Origin of the sequence: Aeromonas sp. QDB17, from assembly GCF_027705305.1 — a bacterium.
Lineage (GTDB): Bacteria > Pseudomonadota > Gammaproteobacteria > Enterobacterales > Aeromonadaceae > Aeromonas > Aeromonas caviae.
Map to the genome: position 1 here is coordinate 24,476 of NZ_JAPDBP010000033.1, position 10,011 is coordinate 34,486.

8 protein-coding genes and 1 riboswitch are annotated in these 10,011 nt (G+C 62.4%); of the genes, 2 read left to right on the forward strand and 6 right to left on the reverse strand.

The window, feature by feature from the left end; genetic code table 11:
• Positions 1–198 precede the first annotated feature (198 nt).
• Together OKC41_RS19905 and gbpA are read left to right on the forward strand one after the other, a co-directional pair.
• A complete protein-coding gene (locus OKC41_RS19905; protein WP_103260826.1) occupies positions 199–1,878 on the forward strand; it encodes a methyl-accepting chemotaxis protein in 1,680 nt (559 codons plus the stop codon).
• A gap of 229 nt (positions 1,879–2,107) precedes the next feature.
• Positions 2,108–2,193, forward strand: a riboswitch (cyclic di-GMP riboswitch).
• Positions 2,194–2,253: 60 nt separating this feature from the next.
• Positions 2,254–3,678 (forward strand): N-acetylglucosamine-binding protein GbpA, encoded by a 1,425-nt coding sequence (gbpA, locus tag OKC41_RS19910; protein ID WP_201895079.1) that lies wholly within the window; start codon positions 2,254–2,256, stop codon positions 3,676–3,678.
• Positions 3,679–3,751: 73 nt separating this feature from the next.
• Here gbpA and cbl read toward each other — a convergent pair whose 3' ends face one another.
• The 6 genes from cbl to OKC41_RS19940 all read right to left on the reverse strand — a co-directional run bounded on the left by cbl (position 3,752) and on the right by OKC41_RS19940 (position 9,530).
• On the reverse strand, positions 3,752–4,699 hold the full coding sequence (gene cbl, locus OKC41_RS19915) for an HTH-type transcriptional regulator Cbl (RefSeq protein WP_010672828.1): 948 nt from the start codon (positions 4,697–4,699) through the stop codon (positions 3,752–3,754).
• A 116-nt stretch (positions 4,700–4,815) separates the two neighbouring features.
• Complete coding sequence (locus OKC41_RS19920; RefSeq protein WP_010672827.1) at positions 4,816–5,883, reverse strand: sulfate/molybdate ABC transporter ATP-binding protein; 1,068 nt, start codon at positions 5,881–5,883, stop codon at positions 4,816–4,818.
• A 31-nt stretch (positions 5,884–5,914) separates the two neighbouring features.
• Positions 5,915–6,808, reverse strand: a complete 894-nt coding sequence (gene cysW / locus OKC41_RS19925) for a sulfate ABC transporter permease subunit CysW (protein ID WP_201895078.1) — start codon at positions 6,806–6,808, stop codon at positions 5,915–5,917.
• Positions 6,805–7,644, reverse strand: coding sequence for a sulfate ABC transporter permease subunit CysT (gene cysT / locus OKC41_RS19930; RefSeq protein ID WP_039039454.1), 840 nt, complete (start codon positions 7,642–7,644; stop codon positions 6,805–6,807). Before cysT ends, cysW begins: the two co-directional genes overlap by 4 nt.
• Before the next feature lie 269 nt (positions 7,645–7,913).
• Positions 7,914–8,489: an alpha/beta hydrolase gene (locus tag OKC41_RS19935; RefSeq protein WP_039039453.1), complete on the reverse strand. Its 576-nt coding sequence runs from the start codon at positions 8,487–8,489 to the stop codon at positions 7,914–7,916.
• 39 nt (positions 8,490–8,528) lie between these two features.
• On the reverse strand, positions 8,529–9,530 hold the full coding sequence (locus tag OKC41_RS19940; RefSeq protein ID WP_201895077.1) for a sulfate ABC transporter substrate-binding protein: 1,002 nt from the start codon (positions 9,528–9,530) through the stop codon (positions 8,529–8,531).
• Positions 9,531–10,011 lie beyond the last annotated feature (481 nt).

Consider the following 10,011-nt stretch of genomic DNA (forward strand, 5'->3'; position numbering starts at 1 on the left):
GTGCGCCGGGATGCGCGCCATCACGCTATCAAAAGCGAGGGTTTCTGTCTGCTGGCTATACTGGTTGTCAAACTGCTCAATTGGCTGTTTTTCATCGCAACCCATTGAAAGTTAATGGCATGTTAAAAACAACAATAATCAGGTCCGGCCGCTAGAACGGCCACAATCAGACCCGCATGGGAAAGTAAGGATAAGACTATGTTCAAGCTCGGTGATATTGCCGTGAGTCGCAAACTGATGCTGCTGCTCTCACTGGCCCTGGTCGGCTTCATCGCACTGCTGCTCATCTCGGCCAGTGCCCTGCACCGCAATCTGATGAGTGAACGGGAAGCCAGGCTGCAGGCGGTGCTGGACCTGGCCATGAGCCGGATCCAGGCCCTGGCCGCCACCCTCCCCCCGGAGCAGGCCAAGGCACAGGCCAAGGCCATGCTCGACAGCATGCGCTTTGACGGGGACAACTACCTGTTCGTGCTGGATGAAGATCGTCGGGTGGTGGTGCATCCCGCCAAACCCGAGCTGGTCGGCCAGCAGATGGGCAACAACCCTGCCGAGTCCCACTGGCAGCACATGGTGGATCTCGGCAAGGGCGGCCACCAGGGCAGGCTGGAGTATCAGTGGGTCTCCCCGTCCGGCGAGGCGGCCCAGAAGATGTCGCTGGTGACGGGCTACCAGCCCTGGGGCTGGATCCTGGGCTCCGGTGTGTTGTTGCAGGACATTGAGGCCACCATGTGGTCCCAATATGAGTGGATGGGTGGCGCCACCTTGCTGGTGATCCTGTTGATGGGGCTGCTGGGACTCGCCATCAGCCGCTCCATCGTCAATCCCCTGGCCGAGATCAACAAGGCCATGGCCCGGGTCGCAGCTGGCGATCTGGTGGTCAGCATCCCGGTGCTGGGCAGGGATGAGCTCGGCGCCGTCGCCAGCTCCACCAACCAGGGGCTGGATGCCATCCGCCGCGCCCTGCTGGAAGCGAGCCTGGGGGCCCGCAACGTGGCGGATGCCGCCCTGCGCATCGCCGCCTCCGCCGAACAGACCAACCAGGCGGTCAACAGTCAGCGGGATCAGCTCGCCCAGCTCGCCACCGCCATGAACGAGATGAGCGCCACCATCGCCGACGTGGCGGGTCACGCCGAGAATACGGCCCGCGACACCCAGGATGCCACCAGCGAGGCCGGGCTCGGCAACCAGGATGTCCATGCCAGCGTGCACGGCATCCAGGCGCTGGCCACCGAGGTGGATCAGGCCACCTCGCAGGTCAACCAGCTCAAGGAGGGAGTGATGCAGATAAGCGAGGTGACGGCGGTCATCAGCGCCATCTCGGAGCAGACCAACCTGCTGGCCCTCAACGCCGCCATCGAGGCGGCCCGGGCCGGCGAGCAGGGCCGTGGCTTCGCCGTGGTGGCCGACGAGGTGCGCCAGCTGGCCAGTCGCACCCGCCACTCCACCGAGGAGATCCAGAGTACCATCACCCAGTTGCAGCAACGGGCTGTCACCGCCGCCAACGCCATGGACGCCAGCCGCAAGCTGGCGGAGAGCAGCGTCAACCAGTCCGAGAAGGCGGGGCAGGATCTCTCCCTCATCGTCAATCACATCCAGCACGTGAGTGACATGGCGACCCAGATCGCCACGGCGGCGGAGCAGCAGAGCATGGTGGCGGAAGACATGAACCGCAACGTCAGCGGCATCAACGACTCGGCGCTAGAGATGTCCCAGGCGGCCTCCCAGTTGGCCCAGGAGAGCGAACTGCTGGCCGGTCTCTCCCGAAGCCTCGACGAGCGACTGGCGGTGTTCAAGCTCGACAACGCCCAAGCCCAGGACAGGATGATGCGACCGACCCAGGCGTCCTCTTCCCGAGCAGGCATGCAACCCCGCCACTGAGTGGCCCCGTGAGCCCCTGCCAGGCTGGCAGGGGCTCCTTTCCTCTCATGGCCACGGGAGCCTCTCTCGGACCACCCTCTCGCACTGAACCAGCGCGCAGATCCCGATGGAGTGATCTGCCGCTGATGCGCTGCTCCGATGAGATGGCACTGTCAATTTTTACACTTAATTTTTTAACAAAATATAGTCATGATGAGTGGTCGCCACAGGCGGCACCATGATCCTTTCTGTAGTCATTTGGCAAACTGGTTGAAAGGCCAGGACGCAAAGCCTCCGGTCTAAAGACAAGCTGTCCAGGATAGCGGGGTTGCAGCACCGTGTTTCGGGGAACTCCCCTGCCAACGTGACTGCCCACATCACCGAACAGAGGAATGTATGGCAGCAAATATCCGACTCACCCATCTCGCGGCAGCGCTGGCGCTGCTGGCCAGTGGCGGCGTACTCGCTCACGGCTACATCAGCCAGCCCGAAGGGCGCAACTACCTGTGCAAGACAGGGGGCAACAGCCAGTGTGGCGCCATCCAGTGGGAACCCCAGAGCCTGGAAGCCCCCTCCGGCTTCCCCGATGGCGGCCCCGCCGACGGCCAGATAGCCTCGGCCGGTCACCCTCAATTCGGCGAGCTCAACACCCAGACCCTCGATCGCTGGACCAAGCGTGAGGTGCAGGCAGGTCCCTTCGCCATCAGCTGGACCTTCACCGCCAACCACGTGACCCGCAACTGGCGCTACTACCTCACCAAGCAGGACTGGAACCCGAACCAGCCCCTCACCCGGGATGCGTTCGATCTCAATCCCTTCTGCGTCATCGATGGCAACATGGTGCAGCCCCCCAAACAGGTGACCCATCAGTGCACCCTGCCCCCGCGTACCGGTTATCAGGTCATTCTCGGGGTGTGGGAGGTAGGGGATACCGCCAACAGCTTCTACAACCTGATCGACGCCCGGTTCAAGGATGGCACCCAGCCACCGCTGACCTGGAGCCAGGGAGGGACCATCTATCCCTCCATCGACCTGGTGGCGGGTGACAAAGCGAGAACCCGGGTGTTCGATGCCAATGGCGAGCGCACCGATCTCCAGACCGAGCTGACCATCGCCAGCGCCGGGCAGGGCCAGAAGAACAACTGGGCCCACGCCCTGGCGAGCAAGATCAACGCCGAGCAGAGCCAGATCCGTGCAGGCCAGCAAGGTACGGACGGCCAGTTCAACCCCGTCTATGGCCAGAACCCGGTCTACCTCAAGGCTGGCAGCAACCTGCAACGGGTCGAGATCCAGCTTGAGCAACAGCAGCCCCCGGTGGAGAACGGGATCAGCGTGAGCGGTCTGGCGAGCGACTACACGCTCGACAACGGCAAGCTCACCCTGATGTTCACCGTCACGGCCCAGGGGGATCTCGCCATCACCAACACCCTCTATGACCACGGCGGTGTCGCCAGGGGACAGAGCAGTGCCGACATCAAGGACGGCAGCCAGAGTTTCTCCATGGCGCTGACCGGCTTGAGTGCGGGCCACCATCAGCTGGTGATCGAGGGCAAACCCAAGGCCGGTGGTGACGCGGTGCAGCAGACCCTGGATCTCATGTTCAAGGATCCGGCAAGCGGGGGCGATTACCAGTTCACCTTCCCGGACGGCCTCAAGTCCTACACCGCCGGAACCCGGGTGCTGCAGCCGAAAAACGGCAAGGTCTATCAGTGCAAACCCTTCCCCTACAGCGGCTGGTGCAGCCAGTGGGCGAGCACGGCCACCCAGTATGAACCCGGGGTAGGTACCAATTGGCAGGATGCCTGGATCCAGGTGAACTGAGCCGCAGGCACGACATGACACCATCAACAAAACGGGGAGCCCATGGCTCCCCGTTTTTCATCCACCCCTCGGTTCAAATCTGGTAATCGAGCAGGGGCTCGTTGCTCATGGCGCGGGCCTGGATCTCCGCCAGCGCCAGCTCGGGGTTGCAGAGCTGGATGAACTGCCAGGCAAAGTTGTGCTGGAACTGCCCCTGCTTGAGGCCGATCCAGGCGGTGTGCGGCGCAAACAACCGGCTGCCGTCCAGTTGCACCAGTCCCTTGTCCCGCTGGGAATCGAACGCCATGTCCGCCAGTATGCCCACCCCCATCTCCAGCTCGACATAGGTCTTGATGACGTCTGAGTCCTGGGCGGTCAGCAGGATCTGCGGCACTATGCCCGCCTCGGCAAAGGCATCATCCACCCGCGCCCGACCGGTGAGGCCGGCCTGATAGGTGACGATGGGCCAGTGGGCCAGAGCGGCCAGGGTCAGCTCCCGCTCGGCGGTGAGAGGGTGCTGCTCCGGCACGACGATATTGTGGTGCCAGCGGTAGTAGGGAAAGGCCACCACCCCTTCGCTCTTGTCGAGCTGCTCGCTGCTGATGCCGATGTCCACCTCGCCGGTCTGCACCAGCCGCACTATCTCCTCCGGGCTCCCCTGACGCAGCTCCAGCTGTACCAGGGGAAATTGCTCCCGAAACGCCTTCACTACCCTCGGCAGGGCATAACGGGCCTGGGTATGAGTGGTCGCGATAAGCAGCCGGCCCGAGTCGCGATTGGCAAAGGTGCTCGCCAGTTTACGGATGTTGTCGGCATCCCCCAGGATACGCTCGGCGATCACCAGCAACTCCTTGCCCGGCTCGGTCATGCCGAGCAGACGCTTGCCATAGCGAATGAAGAGGGCGAGCCCCAGCTCCTCCTCCAACTCGCGAATGTGGCGGCTGACCCCGGACTGGGAAGTAAAGAGGGCATTGGCCACGTCGGTCAGGTTGTAATCCCGCCGTGCCGCCTCCCGAATGATTCGCAATTGCTGAAAGTTCACCTCATCGCCTCCTGCGCTGAGTGGCGGTGGCTCGTGCCACCGTCCTCTTGTTGTGGATTGCCGGGATCATAGCCCGGCAGCAAGCCTGACAGAGGGCCGCACCTCGCGGCTTGCCCTCAGATCTGGTAGTCGGGATAGAGCTGTGCCTGCCTGGCCACCAGACGCACCCCCTGGCCGGGGGCAAAGGCCCGGGCGGCCTCCTTGCTCAGTTCGGCCTCGTAGTGAGCGCCTCCCGTCTCCCCATCGCCACGCAGTTCCACCCGGATGCGCGGCCCCATGGGCAGCAGGCGGGTAATGGTGGCGCGAATGCCACCGGGGGCATCCGAGGGCAGGATCTCCAGCTCGTGGGGGCGCACATAGGCAATGGCCGCACTCCCTTCTGCCAGATGGGAGGGGATGGGGCCACCCAGTTGCTGTTCACCGATGCCGAGCCCCTGCCCGGCCACCCTGCCACGAAACAGGTTTACGCTGCCAAGGAAGCTGTGCACGAAGGCACTGGCGGGCTGATCATACACTTCGGCAGGGGTGCCAATCTGCTCTACCTTGCCGGCGTTCATCAGCACCACCCGATCCGCCACCTCCAGGGCCTCTTCCTGATCGTGGGTCACGAACAGACTGGTGACATGCAGCTCGTCGTGAAGCTCACGCAGCCAGCGGCGCAGCTCCTTGCGCACCTGGGCATCGAGGGCGCCGAAAGGCTCGTCCAGCAGCAGCACCTTGGGCTGCACCGCCAGGGCCCGGGCCAGGGCGACCCGTTGGCGCTGACCACCGGAGAGCTGGGTCGGGTAGCGTGCCGCGACGTGGCTGAGCTGCACCAGATCCAGCAGCTCCTTGACCCGGGTGCGGATGGCCGCCTCGTCCGGGCGTTCGCTACGCGGCTTGACCCTCAGGCCAAAGGCCACGTTCTCGAATACCGTCATGTGGCGAAACAGGGCGTAGTGCTGGAACACGAAGCCAACGTTGCGCTCGCGCACATGGAGATCCGAGGCATCCTCGCCGCGGATGATGACGCTGCCACTGTCCGCCTGCTCCAGCCCGGCGATGATCCGCAGCAAGGTGGTCTTGCCGCAGCCGGAGGGGCCGAGCAGGGCGACCAGCTCACCGTCGTGAAAATCGAGGTTGATGTCGGCCAGCGCCGCGTACTGATTGAAATGCTTGTTGAGCCCTTGAACCTGAATGCTCATGAATGCCTCTCCTATAACCGTTAATTCGGGATCAATGGGACTGGGTCGGTTGGCCGCGCAGCCTGGCCAGCAGGGTCTCACCCAGCAGGGTGAAGATCCCGAACAGCGCCAGCAGGCTGGCCACCGCGAAGGCGGCACCGGTCTGGTACTCGTTGTAAAGGATCTCGATGTGCAGCGGCAGCGTGTTGGTCTGGCCGCGAATGTGGCCGGACACCACGGAGACAGCGCCAAACTCCCCCACCGCCCGGGCGGTACAGAGCAGCAGGCCATACATCAGGCTCCAGCGGATGCCGGGCAGGGTCACCCGCCAGAACATCTGCAACCCGCTCGCCCCCAGCATGATGGCGGCCTCCTCTTCCTCCGGGCCCCGCGCCTCCATCTGGGGCAGCAGCTCGCGAACCACGAAGGGCACAGTGATGAAGGTGGTCGCCAGGATGATCCCCGGGGTAGCGAAAATGATCTTGATGTCGTGCTCGCTGAGCCACTCGCCGAACCAGCCGCGACTGCCGAACAGCAGCACGAACATCAAGCCCGCGATGACCGGCGAGACCGAGAACGGCAGATCGATGAGGGTGATAAGCAGTTGCCGGCCAGGAAAGCGGAACCGGGCGATGGCCCAGGCAGCGGCCAGCCCGAACAGCAGGTTCAGGGGCACCGAGCAGAGCGTCACCAGGGCGGTCAGCCCCAGGGCGCTCAGGGCATCCGGCTCGCTGATGGCGTGCCAGAAGAAGGCCAGACCCGGGCTCAGCGCCTGGATGAAGACGGTGGCCAGCGGCAACAGCAGCAAGGCGGCAAACCAGCCCAGACCGACGGTGACCAGCAGCCATTTGACCCAGACCGGTTCATGGGTCACCGGGGGATGACGCGCCGGGGTGACCGGAGCGGACTCCTGGGCCTGATCGAGATGTGCAGTAGAGGCGTTCATATACGGCTTCCTCCGATGCGAGCCCAGCTCCAGGCTTGCAACTTGTTGATGAGCAACAGCAGCACAAAGGAAATGAGCAGCATGACGGACGCAATGGCCGATGCACCGGCGTAGTCATACTCCTCCAGGTGACTCATGATCATCAGGGGGGCAATCTCGGACACCATGGGGAGGTTGCCGGCAATGAAGATGACAGAGCCGTACTCCCCCACGCCGCGAGCAAACGCTAGGGCAAAACCGGTGAGCAGCGCAGGTACCAGGGTCGGCCACAGTACCCGGATGAAGGTCTGCCAGCGGTTGGCACCCAGGCTCGCGGCCGCCTCCTCTTGCTCGCTCTCCGCTTCCCGCAGCACCGGCTGCAGGGTACGCACCACAAAGGGCAGCCCGATAAAGGTCAGGGCAATGACCACCCCTATGGGGTTGTAGGCAAGCTCGATGCCCAGCGGAGCGACCCATTGGCCAATCCAGCCGTTGGGGGCAAAGATGGCGCACAGGGCGATGCCGGAGACGGCAGTCGGCATGGCAAAGGGCAGGTCGATCAGCGCATCCACCAGTCTGCGGCCGGGGAAGGTATAGCGCACCAGTACCCAGGCCAGTATCAGACCGAACAGACTGTTGAGCAGGGCGGCAATGAAGGCGGCGCCAAAGCTCAGGCGAAAGGAGGCGAGCACCCGGGGGGAGCCGATCACCTGCCAGAACTCGGCGGCGCTCAGGTTGTTCACCGCAAACAGCACCAGTGCCGAGAGCGGCAGCAGCACCAGTATGCCCAGATAGAGCAGACTGAAGCCCAGCGTTGGCCCCAGGCCTGGCAGGACGGAATAAGAACTTAATCGCATAACACATCCGTTTGTTATAAATACTTTGGATGTGACGATTTTGCTCACGGCGGCCAGGGACAACAAACACCAATAATGCCTTTGCTAAGCACTTTTTTATCTAACAATGGTGGAACAAGGCTTTTAGAGCGATAAGCATAAAAAAAGGTCTTTTATATAAATAAAAGACCTAAAAGACGGAGCGGTAAAACCGGGAACATGCAAAGTCAGTCACGCTGGCCAAGTTGCCAGCCCGCCTAGAAATCGTGCCGAGACAATCCGAGGGTCCCTCATCTAAAACTGAGTGCGGCCTGCTTGCCCCACTCGGCAGGAGCAGGCTCCACCACCATTTCGGCACGGCGGTATAGGGTGCCGAGCAAAGCGAGCCCCTGGTGCCACTCCCCATGGCCGGACTGGGCATTGATATGGCCCACCTCCCCCGCATCGAACAAGGGCACCTGCCACTGCCGGCTCCAGAACTCTGCCCGCTCGAAACTCATCCAGGGGTCATTGCGGCTGGCGATCAACTGGGCAGAGACCTTGATGGACCCCGCCAACACCTCATCCGGGATACCGAAACGGGCAGGATCGGCAGGGGCAACGATGAAGATGGAAGAAACCTTGTCTGGTTGCAGTCTGGCGGCAGCGATGGCCGTCAGAGCGCCGAAGGAGTGAGCGACCAGGTGGACCCGGCTGCGCCGGCTCCTGAGCTTGCTCGCCAGCTTGGCGCTCCAGACCGTGAGATCCGGCTTGTCCCAGGGCAGACCCATCATTCTCTGCCACTGGGGAAATTGCTGGTGCCAGCGGCTCTGCCAGTGATCCGGCCCACTGTTGTGCAGACCGGGAACCAGAAGGATCTTGTTCATCGTGGTACTCCTATCTGTTGTCACAGGGGCCTGCGTCTCTTAGCGGCCCGGTTGGTAAATCTGGTCAAACGATCCGCCCTGGGCGAAGTGCTTCTTCTGTGCCTTTTCCCAATCTCCTTCCAGATCCTTGACAGTAAAGAGCGTCAGGTTGGGGAACTGGGCCGCGGTCTCCTTCAGGATCGCCGGATTGCTCGGACGATAGTGGTATTTGGCGATAATGCGCTGCCCTTCGTCGGAGTAGAGATACTCGAGGTAAGCCTTGGAGACGGCCTCGGTACCATGCTTCTTGGCTACCTTGTCCACCACGGCTACCGGCGGCTCGGCCAAGATGGAGACCGAGGGCACCACCAGTTCGAACTTGTCGCTGGTGCCCGGCTGATTGAGCACCAGCAACGCTTCATTTTCCCAGGCCAGCAACACATCCCCGAGCCCGCGTTCGATGAAGCTGGTGGTGGCGCCACGTGCCCCGGAGTCCAGCACCTTCACATTCTTGAACAGATCGCTGACAAACTGTTTGGCGCCCTCTTCAGTGCCGCTTTTCTTCAAGGCATAGCCCCAGGCAGCCAGATAATTCCAGCGCGCACCGCCGGAGGTCTTGGGGTTGGGGGTGATGATGGCGACATCCTTGCGCACGAGGTCGCCCCAATCCTTGATCTGCTTGGGATTCCCCTTGCGCACCAGGAAGACGATGGTGGAGGTATAGGGAGAGGCATTGTTGGCCAAACGCCCTTCCCAGTCGCTGGCGGTGAGACCTGCCTTGGCCACCGCATCGACGTCATAGGCCAGCGCCAGGGAGACCACGTCAGCCTCCAGTCCGTCCACCACGGCACGAGCCTGTTTGCCTGAGCCACCGTGTGACTGGCTCACCACCACATCGTCGCCGGTTTTGGCCTTCCACTCCTTGGCAAAGGCACTGTTGTACTCCTGGAACAGCTCCCGCGTCGGGTCATAGGAGACATTCAGCAGCCGCACCTCGGCGGCGTGGACCTGACCGAGAGCCAGCAGGGAGAGAACGGTGAGAGCGGTCATTCGCAGTTTCATGGTGATACTCCATATCGTTGGGTTGAGTACAGCATGCCCGCTTATGCATATTCCATGAAGAAAGAAAAAGCGCTTTGCTTATCTCTTATCCGCATATGAGCTCCCGATGGTCCTCTGGCACTCTCGGCCAGAGCGTATTCGCGTGCTTGCGATGCTCATCTCCAGACACGACAAAGCCCGGTCGATTGGCCGGGTTGGGAAAAGATGGAGGAGCAAAGAACCAGAGCGAAGGGTAAGCCCTGGGTAAAGGGACAATGCCAGACACGCAAGCACCACAGGGGGGAAGAGGCGGGTTGTCCGTCACAAGTGGCGATTCAGATCCGCCGGTTGCCTCTTGTTCTCTGAGCTCGTACCCAGATGCCAGAAAGCAAAAAGGCCTTCCCGATAGGGAAGGCCTTTCAATTTAGTGGCGGAGCGGACGGGACTCGAACCCGCGACCCCCGGCGTGACAGGCCGGTATTCTAACCGACTGAACTACCGC